This window comes from Marinobacter sp. E2, assembly GCF_055755345.1.
The window spans coordinates 2,312,730-2,327,629 of record NZ_CM146911.1; the positions used below are offsets into that span (position 1 = coordinate 2,312,730).

The following is a 14,900-nucleotide window of genomic DNA, read 5'->3' on the forward strand; positions in this document are numbered from 1 at the left end:
AGCTCCTTACACCTTGATCTTGGACAGCTTGAGGTTGATCAGTGACAGCGCCCCGACCACCAGGAATATCGCGGTGGCAATGGCGGCGGCCAGACCAAAGTTCTGCCCGGAGTCCTGGAACGCAATGCGGTAGGTGTAGCTCACCAGCAGGTCAGTGGTACCGGCCGGGGTGCTGGCACCGATGATATCCGGGGCGCCCCCGGTGAGCAGTGCAATCAGGACAAAGTTGTTGAAATTGAACGCGAAGCTGGCGATCAGCAACGGCATCAGCGGCTTGATGATCAGTGGCAGGGTGATATTGAACAGGTTGTTCACCGGCCCTGCGCCGTCCATGGCCGAGGCCTCGTACAGGTCCCGGGGGATCGCCTGCAGCAGGCCCATGCACAGCAGCATCATGTAGGGGTAGCCCAGCCAGGTATTCACGATCAGGATCATGGTGCGGGCCAGGGCCGGATCGCTGAACCAGTCGGGACGAATGCCGAAGAGGTTTTCCAGTACCAGGTTGATCTCGCCGAAGTTCTGGTTGAACAGCCCCTTGAACACCAGTATCGAAATAAAGGCCGGAACCGCGTACGGCAGAATCAGCATGGTGCGGTAGAAGCCCTTGCCCCGGATCTGGTCCCACTGCAGCAGGTTGGCCAGAAGCAGGCCGAGCGCCAGCGTGAACACCACCGTCGCCACCGCAAACGTCAGCGTCCAGACGAAGATCTGGAAAAACGGCCCGCGAATCGACGGATCGGTAACAACCTTGACGTAGTTGTCCCAACCAATATTCACGGTCCAGCCGGGCACCAGCTTCTCACCTTCCGGGCTGACATAGAATCCGATGTCATGGTCGGGGAAATAGGTCACGCCGGTCTGCTGGTTGGTCAGGGTGCCGTTGTCGTGCAGGGTGAACTGCGGATGAATCGCGGCGAAGGATCGCAGCGACGCCTGGCTGAGTTCCCGGTTGTCATCGGTAATCAGCTTGAGACCGGCCAATTCCTGGCGGAGTTTGATCACATCCCGTATCTGCAGCGGCTCGCCGTCGGGAACCGAGGTGGCCGGGAACAGAGGAGCCCGGGTTTCACCGGCCGCCAGATCGATGGGCGGGGTTACCAGATCCTGATGCTTGCCCTCGAGGTACAGAACATAGCCATCCGGCGTCTTGTAGGCATCGAAATCGTAGCGCACGGAATCGGACTGATAACTGCGGCTGAGGAGGTTTTCTTTTACCTGCTCGAAGCTCAGCAGATTGCTGGCGCTGTAGTTGGTAAAGCCGATGCCCACCGTGTACATCAGCGGAAAAATCACGAACAGGCCCATGCCGGCAATGGCCGGAAAGATATAGCGATGCGCGTAGAGCTTCCTGCTCACAAAAACCGCCACTGCAGAGGCCGTCAGCACCAGGAACAGCATGGCGAATACGAACTCACGCTGAACGTAGAGCGCCAGGATCAGGTAGAGCGCAGCGGCGACAAGTAGCGCCAGTGCACCCCACTTAAGAAAGACTCGGGTCATGGTAGGTCTGCTTTCAAAACCGGAGGAGGACAGGGTATCGGTTATCATTGTAGTCAGCCCGCAGAGGACCGTTGCCCGTTTGGCAACGGTCGGGTGTCACACAGGTCCCAACATCCGCCAACCGGTCCGCGTACGGCCGGTCGGCGGTCAAGGGCCTATCAGCGGGTAATCCGCTGGGCCGCCGCGTTCAGTGCGTCTTCAACAGGCTGGCGGCCAGAGGTAATATTCTGCAGCGCCGGCCCCATGGACGACCAGAACGCACCCATGGCGGGAACGTTTGGCATGGGCTCACCCAGCTTGGCGTTCTCGAAAGTGGCCTTGATGTGAGGATTCGACGACAGCTCCTCCATAAATTCCTTGTTGGCCACCGCACCCAGGGGAACGTCGCTGTTGACCATTTTCAGGCCCTTCACGGAGAGCGCGTAATTCTCGAGGAATTCCACGGCCAGGTCCTTGTTGGGGCTGGCGGAATTCAGGGTCGCCGCCATCACACCCACCATCGGCTTGCTGGGCTCTCCAGCCACTTTCGGAAGTGTGGTAACGCCAAAGTCGATACCGCTTTTCTCCAGGTTGCCCCAGGCCCAGGGGCCGTTGATCATCATCGCGGTCTCGCCCTTGTTGAAGCTGGCCTCCATGGCGCTGTAATCGGCACCGCGGGGCATCACACCTTCTTCAATGAGCATTTTCAGGGTTTTCGCGCCCTTGATAGCGCCCTCGGTGTTCACACCGGTGTCGGAAACGTCCACCGTGCCGTCAGCATTTTCGCCGAAGATGTAGCCGCCGGCAGCGGCCAGCATTGGCCAGGTAAAGTAGGTGTTGTTGTAGTCCCACAGAATCGCCCGCTTGCCGTCTTTGGCCAGCTCCTTGTGAATGGCGGGGATTTCCTCGAAGGACGCCGGGGGCTCCGGCAGCAGGCCCTTGTTGTAGATCAGGCCGATGGATTCCACTGCCATCGGGTAACCGTACTTCTTGCCGTCCACGGTGACGGCGTCCCAGGTGAAATCGTAGTTGGCGTCAATGACCTCCTGGGAAGGCTTGATCTCGGAGATGATGCCACTCTGGGCCCACTCGCCGAATCGGTCATGGGCCCAGATAAAGATGTCGGGGCCGTTGCCGGTGGCGGCGGACTGCTGGAACTTGTCGGTTGCGCTGTCGGGATGGGCAACTTCGACAGGGATTCCGGTTTCCTCGGTGAACCAGTCACCGACCTGCTGCAGGCCATCGTACCCCTTGTCACCATTAATCCAGACAACCAGCTTGCCTTCCTCAATTTCAGCGTAAGCGGGCGCGGAAACACCGAAGGTGGCAGCAACAATGGATGCGGCGAGGGTACTGCGGATAAAAGTTCGACGATTCATCAGGTAATTCCTCTGTGTGTTCTTGCCTTATTGTTGTTTTCCGGCCAGTCGCGAGGTGGTTGGGCCGGACCGAACGCAAAGGTTTCTTTTGCGAGTATTGGCACTGTGTGACAAATGTCGCGACTACGCATCACCCCTTATTTCAATCACCGAGGCGTAGTAGAGGGGAGTAGTCAGGCGTAGAAAATTCCGTCTACCACCCCGGGGCGGAGTCTGCTCTGATGGCACCCACAATAATGAAGAAACCGAACAGGAGCGCCTCTTATGCCACGCCTCATCCCATGGAGCCCGAAACTTTGTCCGGGCCGCTGCCCGCTGTTCGCCGGTATCGCGACCGGCCTGCTTTTAACCGGTTGTGCCTCCGGTCCGGGCACGGACCCACAAACACCGATGGCGGTGGCAGGACCACCTTCGGTTAATGATACCAAGGGATTCTGTGAGGCGACGTCAGCCGAAATGACGATTCCGGTGGGCTCCGCCTTCCCGGACGGCACCCTGGTTCGGGATTTCTACACCGGAAAAACCGCGAGGGTAAGCGATGGCACCGTGACCATGACCCCGGGCAACGATGCGGAAGGTCTGGTTCTGCTTGAAGAAGCCGACGCCGCCACCGGCCAATTTACCTGGGCCGGCGCCACCGTTTACTTTGCGGTAACCGACCGCTTTGCCAACGGCACTTCCAGCAACGATCTGAACTATGGCCGCAAACCCGACGGCAAGGACGAGATCGGCACCTTCCATGGCGGCGACTTCGTCGGCCTCACCGAGAAGCTGGACTACCTCAAGTCCCTGGGCGTGAACGCTCTCTGGATTACCCCGCCCTTCGAACAGATTCACGGCTGGGTTGGCGGCGGCGACCGGGGCGACTTCCAGCACTACGCCTACCACGGCTACTATGCCCTCGATTTCACCGTGCCGGACGCCAACTTCGGCACCCGGGAGGAGTTTCGGGCACTGGTGAACGAGGCCCATGAGCGCGGCATACGCGTGGTGATGGACGTGGTGATGAATCATCCGGGCTACAGCACCCTGCAGGACATGCAGACCTTTGACTTTGGTTCCCTGTATGAGGGCTTCGAGAAGCATCTGCCGGAGCGCTGGGGCGACTGGCAGCCGGAGTCCTGGGAGAATTTCCATGCCTACCACGCCTTTATCGACTACGACCATCCGGACTGGCGCCGCTGGTGGGGCAAAGACTGGGTTCGAGCCGGCATTGCCGATTACGATACGCCCCCCAACGCCTCCATTGACGAAAAGCGCGGCTCCCTGGCCTTCCTGCCCGACTTCAAGACCGAAGCCAGCGAATCCGTGGATCTGCCAATCTTCCTGCAGAACAAGCAGACCTCACGCAGCACCCAGCTGGAGAACGCCACGGTCCGGGACTACCTGATTTCCTGGCTGACCGACTGGGTGCGGGAATTCGGCGTGGACGGCTTCCGGGTAGACACCGCCAAGCACGTGGAGCCCGAGGCCTGGCTGGAACTCAAGCTGGCCGCCCAGGCGGCGTTGGACGATTATCGCCGACGGAACCCGCAGGCTGCCCTGCCTGCAGAAGACTTCTGGATGGTGGCCGAAGTGTTCCCCCATTCCGTGCGCAAGAGCGCCTACTTCGATGCCGGATTCGACGCCGTCATCAACTTCGACCTGCAGGAGGAAGCCAGGGCCGGTGCCGCCTGTCTGCCGGCCATGGAATCCATCTACAGCGACTACGCTCAGCGACTAAACGGGCCGGACCCATTCAACGTGCTAAGCTATATCTCCTCCCACGATACGAAACTGTTCAGCCAGATTGCCGACAACGACCCGATACTGCAGAAGCGGGCTGCCGGCGCGCTGATGCTCACCCCCGGCGCGGTACAGGTATTCTACGGCGACGAATCCGGGCGGCCGTTCGGTGCGACCGGTTCCGACCCTCACCAGGGCACCCGTTCCGACATGAACTGGGCGGCCATCGAGGGTAATGAGGTGAGCGACATCCTTCAGCACTGGCGAAAACTTGGACAGTTCCGGGAGCGTCACCCGGCCGTGGGCGCCGGCAAGCACAAGCTGATCAGCCAGCAACCCTATGTGTTTTCAAGAACTCAGGGTGATGACACGGTGGTCATCGCCTTCGGACAGAAGTGAACAATCATGAGCTATTCGGATTTTCTCGGGGAAACCCCACTGATTGCCGGCATGATGCGCCTGCAGGACCATCCCGACCTGTGCCACCCCGCCAACCTCGCGGCCTGGATTGAACAGCGCCTGGACGAAGGCGTGGATACCTTCGATCATGCCGACATCTACGGCGACGGTGAGTGCGAACGACGGTTCGGTGATGCGCTGGCAGCCGCGCCGGAGTTGCGAAACCACCTTCGCATCATTACCAAGACCGGCATTGTGCCCGCCCACCGCGACCCGTCCGGCTGGCGCACCAAGCACTATCGGGCCGAAGCCGACCACGTGGCCGAGGCCATCGACGCTTCCCTGGCCCGCTTGAGAGTTGAGCAGATTGATACGTTCCTGATTCACCGCCCTGACCCGCTGCTCGAGGCGGATTCGCTGATGGCCTGTCTGGAGCGGCCGGTCAGCGCCGGGAAGATACGCCACATTGGCGTCTCCAATTTCTTGCCTGAGCAATGGCGATGGCTCAAACAGCACACGGGATTGCCCCTGGTGTGCAACCAGAGTGAACTTTCCCTGAGCCACACCGCTGCCCTGTTCGACGGCACCCTGGAAGCCCACCTGAGCGACGGCCTGCGCTGGCTGGCCTGGTCGCCGCTGGCCGGCGGCAGCTTGCCGAATGCCCTGCCTGCGCCCCTGCTGGAAGCCGCCCGGGCTGAAACCGGGCTGTGCGAAACCGGGCTTGCCATCGCCTGGCTGCGTCAGATTCCCGGCGCGCCCATTCCGGTGCTGGGCTCACTTCGCGCAGACCGGATTCAGGCAGCGCTTCGTGGCAGCCGGGCCCGACTGTCACGGCCCCTGTGGTTTGCACTGCTCGAAGCCATGCGCAAGATGCCGGTCGCGTGAACGCTGGGACGGCGTTCACCAACCTACAAATTGTTACCCAAACTTCCACTTTAGTCCCATTGTTGCGGTCCTCCCCAGTGCCGACACTTAGGCGGTCAACAAATAATCAAAAAAAGACGCGCACTTCCCCAGTGGCGCGGAATACCTGGAGGCCAACCCGAATGACTATCAGAAAAGTGCTCTTTTCTGCGTTCCTGCTATTGCTCGTTACCACCACGGTGTCTGCCGAAACCCTGAAAATCGGACTCAATTACCCGCAAACCGGCCGCTACAAGGATCAGGGACTGCAGCAGCGCCTGGGTGCTTTCCTCGCAGTGGACGAGATCAACAAGGCGGGCGGCATCCTGGGTCGCCAGGTGGAACTGGTTATCCGCAATACCCGGGGCGAACCCGCCCGTGGCGCAGAGAACACCGCCCAACTGATTGATCGCGAAGGGGTCCAGATGGTCTTCGGCGGTGTCTCGAGCGCTGTCGCCATTGCCTCCGGCAAGGCCGCCCGGGATCGGGACCGGATCTATTTCGGCACCCTCACCTATTCCAACGCCACCACCGGTGCCGAGGGCCACTCCCATATGTTCCGGGAGCCCTACAACGCCTGGATGGCCGCCAAGGCGCTCAGCCAGTACCTGACCACCAACCACGCCAACGACGACTATTTCTACATCACCGCCGACTACACCTGGGGCTGGTCGGTTGAGGAATCCGTGCGGAAATTCTCCGGCACGGAAGACACCACCCGCCACCAGGGTGTGAAAACCCCCTTCCCACGGGCCCTGATTACCGACTTCCGGGAGGCCCTGGAAAAAGCCGACGCCAGCGGCGCCAAGGTGCTGATGATGGTGTTGTTTGGCGATGACATGGTCCGCGCCCTGAACGTTGCCTATGAAATGGGGCTGACCGAGAAGATGCAGATTGTGGTGCCCAACCTGACCCTGGGCATGGCCAGACAGGTGGGCCCCACCATCATGGAGGGCATCGTGGGTGGTTCGCCCTGGGTATGGAACCTGCCCTATGAGCGTAACTACCCCCGCGGCAAGGCGTTTGTGGAAGCCTTCTCCGAGCGCTACGAGATGCGCCCGTCCACCGCGGCGGCCTCCGCCTACAGCATCGTGTACCAGTACAAGGACGCCGTAGAGCGGGCCGGCACCACCAACACCGCCAGCGTGATCCGTGCGCTCGAAGGCCACCGCTACAGCTTCCTGAAAGACGAGCAGTACTGGCGCGCCTTTGACCATCAGAACGTGCAGACGGTCTACGTGGTCAAGATCAAGCCCCGGAATACCGTGGTTGCAGACGAGTACAGCTCTGACTACTTCAGTATCATCGACTCCATGTCGGGCGACGAAGCCGCCCAGACACGGGAAGAATGGGAAGCCAGACGCCGGGAGGCCGGCAAGCCGCTTCAGCTCTGAGATCCCGATACCGGCGGCGCCCGGTGTTCTCGAAGGACTGACCGCCGATTCGGTCAGTCTGTTTCACACTCCCCCTCGAGAACGCCGGACGCTTCTGCCAGAGCTCCCGCAATGGTTCCGAACTCATCGGCGTGCAGGGATGCCCCGCCAATCAGCCCGCCATCCACATCCGACAGGCTGAACAGCTCATAGGCATTGCCTGCCTTCACACTGCCCCCGTAGACAATCCGAACCGTCTCGCTGATGTCCTCTGCGGCCTCCGGCGCGCTCCGGGCGAAGAACCGCCGGATCTGCTGGTGCACCGCCGACACCTGCTCCGGTGTGGCGGTACGACCGGTGCCGATGGCCCAGACCGGCTCATAGGCGACGATTCCGCTGGCCATGGCGGCCAAACCTACTTCATCGATCACCGCCTGCAACTGCTGTTCAATGACCAGCGCAGTCTGGTCGGACTCCCGTTCCTCCAGGGTTTCGCCCACACAAAGCACCGGCGTCAGTCCCACCGACTGCACCGAACGATAGCGGGCGGCCACCTCCTGGTTACTCTCACCAAACAGGGCCCGCCGCTCGGAATGCCCCACCAGCACATAGCGACAGCCCATCTCCTGAAGCATGGTGGCGCTTACCTCGCCGGTGTAGGCGCCGGAGACAAAGCTGGAGGCGTTCTGGGCACCCAGCATGATGCCGGTGTAGCCCAACAGATCCCTCACCTGGAACAGATAGGGAAACGGCGGGCACACGGCCAGATCAATCGATTTCCGGAACAGTCGTAGCCGGGGCAGTACCCGCACCATCAGTGCCTGGTTCGCCTGCAGGCTGCCGTTCATCTTCCAGTTTCCGATCAGGATGGGTTTTCTCATGATGTTTCTCCGGAAAGCGGTATCAGGTATCGAGGGCACAGCGGATGGCACCAACGCCGGGGTAGAACGCGTGTGCGCCCAGGTCCTGCTCGATGCGCAACAGGCGGTTGTACTTGGCCACCCGGTCTGATCGGCACAGCGAGCCTGTCTTGATCTGACCGGACCTCGTGGCCACCGCCAGGTCGGAGATGAAGGTATCTTCGGTTTCCCCACTGCGGTGGGAGATCACGGTGGTGTAACCGGCGTCCTGGGCCATGCCGATGGCGTCGAAGGTTTCCGTGAGCGTGCCAATCTGGTTGAACTTGATCAGCACAGAGTTGGCGATGCCCATGCGAATGCCTTCCGAGATGATCGCGGTGTTGGTCACAAAGAGGTCGTCACCCACCAGTTGCACCCGCTCCCCGAGTTTTTCGGTCAGCAGTTTCCAGCCGTTCCAATCACTCTCATCCATGCCGTCCTCAATAGAGGCAATGGGGTAGCGCATGGCCAGGTCCAGCAGATAATCCGAGAAACCTTCGGAGGTGTACTGCTGACCCGCGCCCTTGAGATGGTAATGGCCGTTCTCGAAAAACTCCGAGGCTGCGCAGTCCAGAGCCAGGACCACGTCTGACCCGGGCCGGTATCCGGCCTTTTCCACGGCCGCCAGAATCAGGTCGAGGGCTTCCTCGCTGGAGCGAAGATCCGGTGCGAATCCGCCCTCGTCGCCCACCGCGGTAGACAACCCGTTCTTGCGCAGCAGGGATTTCAGGGCGTGGAAGGTCTCAACGCCCATACGGAGCGCTTCACTGTAACTCGGTGCGCCCACGGGCTGGATCATGAACTCCTGAATATCCACGTTGTTATCAGCGTGGGCGCCGCCGTTGATGATGTTCATCATGGGCACCGGCAGGACACCAGGGCCCGTGCACCCATAGAGTTCTGCGAGATACCGGTAAAGCGGCTGCTGACGATAGTTCGCCCCGGCATTGGCAATGGCCAGCGATACCGCCAGAATGGCGTTCGCCCCGAATCGGGCCTTGTTGGGCGTACCGTCCATCTCGCACATCAGCCGGTCCATGACCAGCTGATCAAAGATCACGCGGCCCGCCAGCGCCGGCGCAATCGTCTCATTAACGGCCTGCACCGCCTGCAGAACGCCCTTGCCGTTGTAGCGGCCGGCATCACCGTCACGCTTCTCCAGGGCCTCCCGGGTTCCCGTGGAGGCCCCGGAGGGCACACGGCCCTGGCCGAGGACGCCGTTTCTCAGTTCAACGTCCACTTCCACTGTGGGAAATCCCCGGGAGTCCAGAATTTCCCGGGCCCTGATTGATTGAATGCGTTCCATAATCATTCCTGCTGCATCATTGTTGTTTTCGAACCAGTTATTTGTTTTTCGAACATTTAAAACGATATTAATATTCGTAAACGAACATTATCAACCCAAAAAAGCCGCCGCTTCAGACGAGTTTGTTATATGCAAACAAACAATCCTTAGCGACGGTTTAACGCTCAGTGAATCCGGAAACGGGCCATCAGTGTTTCAATACTGGTAACCGAATCCTCCAGGCGATCACAGGTGGTGACCAGCTCATCGATACTTTCCAGGCTCTGGGCCGCCTCGCTGCTAATGTCACCAACCTGCTGTGCCACAGACTGACTGACACTTTCCTGCTCATCCATACCATGGCGAATGTGCTCCGCGCCCTGCTGTATCTGCGCCATGGCCACGCCGATACGGTCGGCGTTTTCGGAGACGCTCTCCATCACTTCCCGGACCGATCGCAACTGTTCCACGCTGTGGTCCATCGACTGCACCGATTCCGACGCTTCACGCTGCAGATCCTCTACCAGGCCCCGAATGGTGTCCGTGCTTTCGGTTGTCTTCTGTGCCAGGCCCCGCACCTCATCGGCCACCACGGCAAACCCCCGCCCGGCCTCTCCCGCGCGGGCCGATTCGATGGCCGCGTTCAGCGCCAACAGATTGGTCTGGTTGGCAATGTCGTCGATGGCCTGGGTAATCCGGCCAATATCCAGCGACGCCTGCTCAAGCTGGCGCAACTTTCTGGCCGTCTGTTCGGCCTGGTTTTCCAGACCGGCGACACAGTCCATGCCACGCTCAGCCGCTGACCGGTTATCGGCTACCTGCCCGTTGACCTCACCCACCAGCCCGTGGGTTTCGCGCACCGAGCCGGCCACCTCCCGTGCCGACGCCTCCATCTGGGTCATGGCAGCGGCGATGGCACCGAGCTCGTCGGACTGCGAGCGGATGCGCTCGTTGAAGTCCCGGGCAAAACGCGCATTGCCGGAGGCAATGATGGAAATGTCCGATCCCGCCTGCTGGAGGCTTCCCAGTACGGTAGCCATGGCCTCTGATAGCTGATTGACGGACCCTTTAAGGTGGATGAACTCTCCGCGTGCGGGGAAATCCAGGGTTTGTGAATAGTCTCCCTCTGCCATGGCAGCCAGGTGCTCATGGGTAGCCTGAAGAGGCCGGCTGATCATCCGTCCCAGCAGAAACGAAGTAATAACGGCAAGCACCAGAACCGCCGGCAGCAAGGCGTACACCAGCGCCTCGGAGCTGCGGGCCGTTTCATCGAGGGCGAATACCGAGGCGCTGGCGCGCTCGGCAACATTCATCCCGGCCTCGTCCAGCACAGAGGCCAGGGTCGACAGGCGGCCTTCCGCCTGCATGGCCGCCTGGTCCAGTTCAAGGCGGGTCTGTCGATAGCCAGAGAACTGGCTGATGATGCCACGCTCGTCGTTAACCGCGGACAGGAAAGACTGCACCAACGCCGGCAACGCTTCCAGCCGGGGCACCTCTTCCACCAGTGCCGAGATATCCTGCTCGATGGTCTGGGTGTTGAATCGGAGATTTTCGACGATGGCGCCGAGCTTGCGGGCATCTTCCGTGCTGACCATCTGCATGATGAGCAGTTCAATGTTCGCCAGGTTTTCCATCACCGTCGTGAACAGATCGCGAATGTATATATCACTGACTGCCGGCTCAGTTCCTTCCCGGACCAGCAATCGCTTGATCTCCGCATTATTGGCAAGAAACTCGCTCAGGCCACTGTTTACCGATTCAGAAACCGCCAGAACCTCTCCCCGCAATGACACCAGATCTTCTGAGACGCGTCTCAGGCCAGACAACTCGGCCTCTGCAGCCTGTTTTGCCTGGCTAAACTGTGGTTGCCTGTCCGGCATTTCTGCAAGGCGCGTATCCAGCGCGCCCAGTACAGCATTCAGCTTTGTGGATGTCGCGTCCAGAGACATCTGGTCTTCGGCCGCTACAATCTCGACCACAATCTTGCCGGCCTCTGACCGGTGGGCCTCCATGTCCTGAACCAATCGGCTAAGTGGAAACACGTCCGTTGTGAGTTTGTCCGTCGTGTCCGAGAAGGACGACATGATGCCGATATTGAATGCACCCCAGCACACAATAATCAGGCACAGCAGGCCAAAGCCCGCGTACAAACGGTGAATAACGGAAATTCCTGTCATTGTCAGACCCCTTCCCGCCGGCGGGACGCTCAGGCGGGCAAAACGGAGGAAAAAAGGGCCGGCAGGGTCACCCCGGGAGGGGTTTCCTTGAAATGCTTTAAAGGGGGGGGAACTATAAGCAACCGGCCAAAACCCACCGTGACAACGGTGCTCTGCCTGCCGTAACCAACGGGTCCTGTTACGGCAGGCATTGCTCTTCAGGGAACCTGCGCCTTAGCGGGCCTGTTCCCAGGTTTTCAACAGCTCGTCATAGGCAACGGTCTTGCCCTGGGGCTTTTCATTGGCCAGCTTGGGCTTGGGAGCGCCCGGCTGGTCCAGCCAGTATTGCGGATCGCGCGGCTCGTTCAGCTTGGGACCACAGGTTTCCTGAACGTTGGCCCGCTGCAGACGTTCCATCACGCGGTCCTGTGCTTCAGCCAGACCGTCGAGAGCCTTCTGCGGGGTAGCCTCACCACTGGCTGCCTGGGCAATGTACTGCCACCACAGCTGTGCCAGCTTGGGGTAGTCCGGCACGTTGGTACCGGTCGGCGACCACTGCACCCGGGCCGGGCTGCGGTAGAACTCAACCAGACCACCGAGTTTCGGCGCCATTTCGGTCATGGCATCCGATTCGATATCAGACTCGCGAATCGGGGTCAGGCCAGCGATGGTTTTCTCCAGGGATACTGTCTTGGACACGGTGAACTGGGCGTAGAGCCAGGCGGCCAGACGACGCTTCTGCGGCGTGGACTTCATGAAGGTCCAGGAACCCACGTCCTGATAACCCAGCTTCATGCCCTCTTCCCAGTAGGGTCCACGGGGAGATGGCGCCATCCGCCACTTGGGTGTACCGTCCTCGTTCACCACCGGCAGGCCGTCTTTGATCATGCTTGCGGTAAAAGCGGTGTACCAGAAGATCTGCTGGGCGATGTTGCCCTGGGCGGGCACCGGGCCGGCCTCTGAGAAGGTCATACCCTGGGCTTCGGGCGGCGCATACTGCTCCAGCCAGTCAACATACTTGGTGGTTGCGTACACGGCGGCCGGGCCGTTGGTGGCGCCACCCCGGCTGACGCTGGCACCAACCGGATGACATTCCTCAACCCGAATGCCCCACTCATCCACGGGCAAACCGTTGGGCAGGCCCTTGTCGCCGGCACCGGCCATGGAAAACCAGGCGTCCGTGAAACGCCAACCGAGGGACGGATCCTTCTTGCCGTAATCCATGTGACCGTAGACGCGCTTGCCATCGATTTCCTTCACGTGCACGGAGAAGAATTCGGCAATGTCCTCATAGGCGGACCAGTTCACCGGAACACCCAGCTCATAGCCGTAAATGTCCTTGAACTGCTTTTTCAGGTCTTCGCGCTCGAACCAGTCGGCGCGGAACCAGTAGAGGTTGGCAAACTGCTGATCCGGCAGTTGATAGAGCTTGCCATCCGGGCCTGTGGTGAAGTCGAGGCCAATGAAATCGTCCAGGTCCAGGGTCGGAAGCGTGAGGTCCTTGCCCTCGCCCTTCATGATGTCCTCAACCGGGAATACTTTTCCGTAGCGGAAGTGGGTACCGATCAGGTCAGAGTCGTTCACCCAGCCGTCGTAGATATTCCGGCCTGACTGCATCTGGGTCTGCAGCTTCTCGATCACGTCACCTTCCTGGATCAGCGTGTGCGTCAGGTTGATGCCGGTGATCTCGGAAAACGCCTTGGCCAGAACGTTGGACTCGTACTCATGGGTTGCGATGGTTTCAGAAACAACATTGATATCCATGCCACGGAACTCTTTCGCGGCTTCGATAAACCACTTCATTTCCTCCATCTGCTGTTCTTTGGTCAGGGTTGACCGCTTGAACTCCTGATTCACCCACTTTTCGGCCGCCTCAGTGTACTGATCCGCGCTGACCTGCAGGCTCAAACCCAGTCCTGCCGCACCGATCGCGGCGCTCAGAAACAGGGTTCGGGGATATTTATTGTTCTTGAACATATCCAACCTCGTTCGTCTTGTTTTGAGTGGAACGAATCACCGGGTGTTCCGTTCCGGTTTCATAGCGCTTTAGGGTCGCTATCCGTTGAGTCCGGAACCGATCAATGATCGATTCCGATCATTCCATAAAAAATAGTTCGTTTTCGAAATCTTTACAAGCAATTTTGTCGGTTTTTTTGCGGCCGGATGTTCGATTTAACACAACCTCCGACCGCCCTCTCCAATCACCCCCACCGCAGCAGCACCAGCAGCCAGACCACCGAGACGGCCAGGGCAATCCAGAGCGTGATGTCACTCACCGCCAGGAAGGTCAGGTGGATATAAGCGGCCGACAACAGACCAATAAACAGGCGGTCACCACGGGTGGTGGATATCGGCAGAAAGCCTTTGCGTTCCACACAGGGCGACACAATTTCGTAAACGGTCATGACGGCAAGAATGGTGGCAATGACAGCGAAGAAGATCGCCACCGACGGAGTCCAGTTCATCCACGCAAGCATGTTGTTTCTCCTTTAAACGCGTCCGAGGGCGAACCCGGTGGCAACATGGTTGCGAACGAACCAGATCACCAGAATGCCGGGAATAATGGTCAGCACGCCGGCCGCAGCCAGAACGCCCCAGTCAATACCACTGGCACCGACGGTCCGTGTCATGATCGCGCCGATGGGCTGGGCATCCACCGACGTCAGGGTCCGCGCCAGCAGAAGCTCAACCCAGGAAAACATGAAGGCAAAGAAAGCCGTCACCCCGATGCCTGATCGGATCATCGGCAGGAAAATCTTCACGAAAAAGCGCGGGAAGCTGTACCCATCAATGTAGGCCATCTCATCGTATTCGCGAGGCACACCGGACATAAACCCTTCCAGGATCCACACCGCCAGCGGCACATTGAACAGACAGTGCGCGAGGGCAACCGCAATGTGGGTGTCAAACAGGCCAATGGACGAATACAGCTGGAAGAAAGGCAGCAGGAACACCGCCGGCGGTGCCATCCGGTTACTCAGCAGCCAGAAGAACAGGTGCTTGTCGCCGATGAACTTGTACCGGCTGAACGCGTAGGCCGCTGGCAAAGCCACCAACAGGGTGATCACCACGTTCATGGACACGTAGATCATCGAATTGATGTAGCCGTTGTACCAGCTAGGGTCGGTGAAGATGACCGCGTAGTTGTCGAAGGTGAACTTTTCCGGCCACAGAGTCAGGCCGCTCAGGATCTCCTGGTTGGTTTTGAACGACATGTTCAGGAGCCAGTAGATCGGGGTCAGCAGAAGCACGATAAAGATCGTGATTCCCAGGTTCTTGGATCGTGTCTGTTTCATCACAGT

General features: G+C 59.7%; 11 protein-coding genes. 3 read left to right on the forward strand and 8 right to left on the reverse strand.

From position 1 onward, the window contains the following. Positions 1-6: 6 nt before the first annotated feature. Both malF and malE read right to left on the reverse strand, forming a co-directional pair. Complete coding sequence (gene malF / locus AC0J1C_RS10555) at positions 7-1,500, reverse strand: maltose ABC transporter permease MalF (protein ID WP_473043795.1); 1,494 nt, start codon at positions 1,498-1,500, stop codon at positions 7-9. A 158-nt stretch (positions 1,501-1,658) separates the two neighbouring features. Then, the gene (gene malE / locus AC0J1C_RS10560) at positions 1,659-2,858 is read right to left on the reverse strand and encodes a maltose/maltodextrin ABC transporter substrate-binding protein MalE (protein ID WP_473043796.1); all 1,200 of its coding nucleotides are present in this window, start codon (positions 2,856-2,858) and stop codon (positions 1,659-1,661) included. 456 nt (positions 2,859-3,314) lie between these two features. Between malE and AC0J1C_RS10565 the strand changes: the two genes are divergently transcribed. From AC0J1C_RS10565 to AC0J1C_RS10575, 3 genes are all read left to right on the forward strand, one after another. After that, a complete protein-coding gene (locus AC0J1C_RS10565; RefSeq protein ID WP_473043798.1) occupies positions 3,315-4,982 on the forward strand; it encodes an alpha-amylase in 1,668 nt (555 codons plus the stop codon). Positions 4,983-4,988: 6 nt separating this feature from the next. Continuing rightward, entirely contained in the window at positions 4,989-5,867 is an 879-nt protein-coding gene (locus AC0J1C_RS10570; protein ID WP_473043799.1) for an aldo/keto reductase, read from the forward strand. Between the two features lie 161 nt (positions 5,868-6,028). Next, a complete protein-coding gene (locus AC0J1C_RS10575) occupies positions 6,029-7,279 on the forward strand; it encodes a substrate-binding protein (RefSeq protein ID WP_473043801.1) in 1,251 nt (416 codons plus the stop codon). Between the two features lie 53 nt (positions 7,280-7,332). Here AC0J1C_RS10575 and tpiA read toward each other — a convergent pair whose 3' ends face one another. The 6 genes from tpiA to AC0J1C_RS10605 all read right to left on the reverse strand — a co-directional run bounded on the left by tpiA (position 7,333) and on the right by AC0J1C_RS10605 (position 14,894). Beyond that, positions 7,333-8,139, reverse strand: a complete 807-nt coding sequence (tpiA, locus tag AC0J1C_RS10580; protein ID WP_375192428.1) for a triose-phosphate isomerase — start codon at positions 8,137-8,139, stop codon at positions 7,333-7,335. A 22-nt stretch (positions 8,140-8,161) separates the two neighbouring features. Continuing rightward, positions 8,162-9,463, reverse strand: coding sequence for a phosphopyruvate hydratase (gene eno, locus AC0J1C_RS10585; protein ID WP_473043802.1), 1,302 nt, complete (start codon positions 9,461-9,463; stop codon positions 8,162-8,164). Positions 9,464-9,627: 164 nt separating this feature from the next. Further along, positions 9,628-11,619 carry a methyl-accepting chemotaxis protein gene (locus AC0J1C_RS10590; RefSeq protein WP_473043803.1) on the reverse strand — a complete coding sequence of 664 codons (1,992 nt, stop codon included), beginning with the start codon at positions 11,617-11,619 and terminating at the stop codon, positions 9,628-9,630. 213 nt (positions 11,620-11,832) lie between these two features. Continuing rightward, entirely contained in the window at positions 11,833-13,575 is a 1,743-nt protein-coding gene (locus AC0J1C_RS10595; protein ID WP_473043804.1) for an ABC transporter substrate-binding protein, read from the reverse strand. Positions 13,576-13,799: 224 nt separating this feature from the next. After that, positions 13,800-14,075, reverse strand: a complete 276-nt coding sequence (locus AC0J1C_RS10600; RefSeq protein WP_375192424.1) for a DUF2160 domain-containing protein — start codon at positions 14,073-14,075, stop codon at positions 13,800-13,802. 12 nt (positions 14,076-14,087) lie between these two features. Next, the gene (locus tag AC0J1C_RS10605) at positions 14,088-14,894 is read right to left on the reverse strand and encodes a carbohydrate ABC transporter permease (RefSeq protein WP_091986086.1); all 807 of its coding nucleotides are present in this window, start codon (positions 14,892-14,894) and stop codon (positions 14,088-14,090) included. Positions 14,895-14,900 lie beyond the last annotated feature (6 nt).

Bases quoted from the DNA above. Each gene is read 5' to 3' on its own strand.
- malF (WP_473043795.1), bottom strand. From the start codon at position 1,500: ATGACCCGAGTCTTTCTTAAGTGGGGTGCACTGGCGCTACTTGTCGCC.
- malE (WP_473043796.1), bottom strand. From the start codon at position 2,858: ATGAATCGTCGAACTTTTATCCGCAGTACCCTCGCCGCATCCATTGTT.
- AC0J1C_RS10565 (WP_473043798.1), top strand. From the start codon at position 3,315: ATGACGATTCCGGTGGGCTCCGCCTTCCCGGACGGCACCCTGGTTCGG.
- AC0J1C_RS10570 (WP_473043799.1), top strand. From the start codon at position 4,989: ATGAGCTATTCGGATTTTCTCGGGGAAACCCCACTGATTGCCGGCATG.
- AC0J1C_RS10575 (WP_473043801.1), top strand. From the start codon at position 6,029: ATGACTATCAGAAAAGTGCTCTTTTCTGCGTTCCTGCTATTGCTCGTT.
- tpiA (WP_375192428.1), bottom strand. From the start codon at position 8,139: ATGAGAAAACCCATCCTGATCGGAAACTGGAAGATGAACGGCAGCCTG.
- eno (WP_473043802.1), bottom strand. From the start codon at position 9,463: ATGGAACGCATTCAATCAATCAGGGCCCGGGAAATTCTGGACTCCCGG.
- AC0J1C_RS10590 (WP_473043803.1), bottom strand. From the start codon at position 11,619: ATGACAGGAATTTCCGTTATTCACCGTTTGTACGCGGGCTTTGGCCTG.
- AC0J1C_RS10595 (WP_473043804.1), bottom strand. From the start codon at position 13,575: ATGTTCAAGAACAATAAATATCCCCGAACCCTGTTTCTGAGCGCCGCG.
- AC0J1C_RS10600 (WP_375192424.1), bottom strand. From the start codon at position 14,075: ATGCTTGCGTGGATGAACTGGACTCCGTCGGTGGCGATCTTCTTCGCT.
- AC0J1C_RS10605 (WP_091986086.1), bottom strand. From the start codon at position 14,894: ATGAAACAGACACGATCCAAGAACCTGGGAATCACGATCTTTATCGTG.